At 59.4% G+C, this 1,732-nt stretch carries 2 protein-coding genes; both read left to right on the top strand.

All coding sequences use genetic code 11. The features are described from left to right. Window positions 1-10 precede the first annotated feature (10 nt). Complete coding sequence (deoC, locus tag AACT07_RS22270; protein ID WP_005340468.1) at window positions 11-784, top strand: deoxyribose-phosphate aldolase; 774 nt, start codon at window positions 11-13, stop codon at window positions 782-784. A 109-nt stretch (window positions 785-893) separates the two neighbouring features. Continuing rightward, the coding region (locus AACT07_RS22265) for a thymidine phosphorylase (protein WP_069530081.1) at window positions 894-1,732 on the top strand (839 nt) is incomplete at its 3' end.

Here is a 1,732-nt window from a genome sequence, read left to right as displayed (position 1 = left end):
GGAGAACAGAATGACTGATCTGAAAGTGGCCGCTCAGCGCGCCCTGAACCTGATGGACCTGACCACCCTGAACGATGACGACACCGATCAGAAGGTGATCGACCTGTGCCATAAGGCCAAGTCACCGGCTGGCCTGACCGCCGCTGTCTGCATCTATCCCCGTTTTATTCCTATCGCTCGCAAGACACTGCGTGAGATCGGCGCTGCCGACGTACGCATTGCGACCGTGACCAACTTCCCGCACGGCAACGACGACATCGAGATCGCCGTAGCCGAAACCCGTGCCGCAGTCGCCTACGGTGCTGACGAAGTGGACGTGGTGTTCCCGTACCGCGCCTTCATGGCTGGTAATGAACAGATCGGTTTTGATCTGGTCAAAGCCTGTAAAGAGGCCTGCGGTGCCAACGTGCTGCTGAAAGTGATCATCGAAACCGGCGAGCTGAAAGAAGAGGCGCTGATCCGTCGCGCTTCCGAGATCTGTATCGATGCCGGTGCCGACTTCATCAAGACCTCCACCGGCAAGGTGCCGGTCAATGCGACCCCAGAAGCGGCACGCATCATGATGGAAGTGATCAAGGCCAAGAATCCGAAAGTCGGCTTCAAGCCAGCTGGTGGCGTGAAAGATGCCGCCGTTGCCGGTCAGTACCTGGCCATGGCCGAAGAGATCCTCGGCAACGACTGGGTATCCGCCCGTACCTTCCGCTTTGGTGCATCCAGCCTGCTGGCCAGTCTGCTGGCCACTCTGGGGCATGGCGACAAGCCGGCCAACACCAGCGGTTACTAATAGGTTGATGAGAGGGCGGACTGCTGTCCGCCCTGTTAGCCCCCACCATGCGGTGTGCGGGCAAGGATTCAGGCTTGTGTAACGCCAGCAATGGCGGAGGGAATGAAAGATGTTTTTGCCTCAAGAAATTATTCGCAAGAAGCGCAACGGTGAAGCGCTCAGTACCCAAGAAATTCAATTCTTCGTTCAGGGCATTACCAACAACACCATCGGCGAAGGGCAGATCGCCGCGCTGGCGATGGCGGTCTACTTCAAAGACATGACCATGGATGAGCGGGTTGCCCTGACCTGCGCCATGCGCGACTCCGGCATGGTATTGACCTGGGATCACCTCAATCTGGGTGGCCCGATTGTCGACAAGCACTCCACCGGCGGGGTGGGTGATGTGGTCTCTCTGATGCTTGGCCCGATGGTCGCTGCCTGTGGCGGTTTCGTGCCGATGATCTCCGGTCGTGGTCTGGGCCACACCGGCGGTACCCTCGACAAGCTGGACGCCATTCCCGGCTACCAGACCTCGGTCGACAACGACCGTTTCCTGAAAGTGGTGAAAGAGGCGGGTGTCGCCATCATCGGCCAGACCGGCGATCTTGCCCCCGCTGACAAGCGTATCTATGCAGTACGGGACATCACCGCAACTGTTGAATCTATCGCCATGATCACCGGCTCCATCCTCTCCAAGAAGCTCGCTTCCGGGCTCGAAGCGCTGGTGATGGATGTGAAAGTGGGCTCCGGCGCTTTTATGCCGACCTTCGAAGCCTCCGAAGAGCTGGCCAAGAGCATTGTGGCCGTGGCCAACGGTGCCGGTTGCCGCACCTCTGCGCTCTTGACCGATATGAACCAGGTGCTGGCCTCCAGCGCCGGTAACGCGGTGGAAGTGCGAGAAGCGGTGCGCTACCTGACCGGTGAATATCGCAACCCGCGGATCCACGAAGTGACCATGGCGCTGTG

Origin of the sequence: Aeromonas sp. ANP5 (genome assembly GCF_963870295.1) — a bacterium.
Lineage (GTDB): Bacteria > Pseudomonadota > Gammaproteobacteria > Enterobacterales > Aeromonadaceae > Aeromonas > Aeromonas veronii.
The sequence above is the reverse complement of the archived record's forward strand: the minus strand, read 5'-3'. Positions and strand labels throughout refer to the sequence as shown.

Coding starts and splice junctions, on each gene's coding strand:
- deoC (WP_005340468.1), top strand. CDS start 11: ATGACTGATCTGAAAGTGGCCGCTCAGCGCGCCCTGAACCTGATGGAC.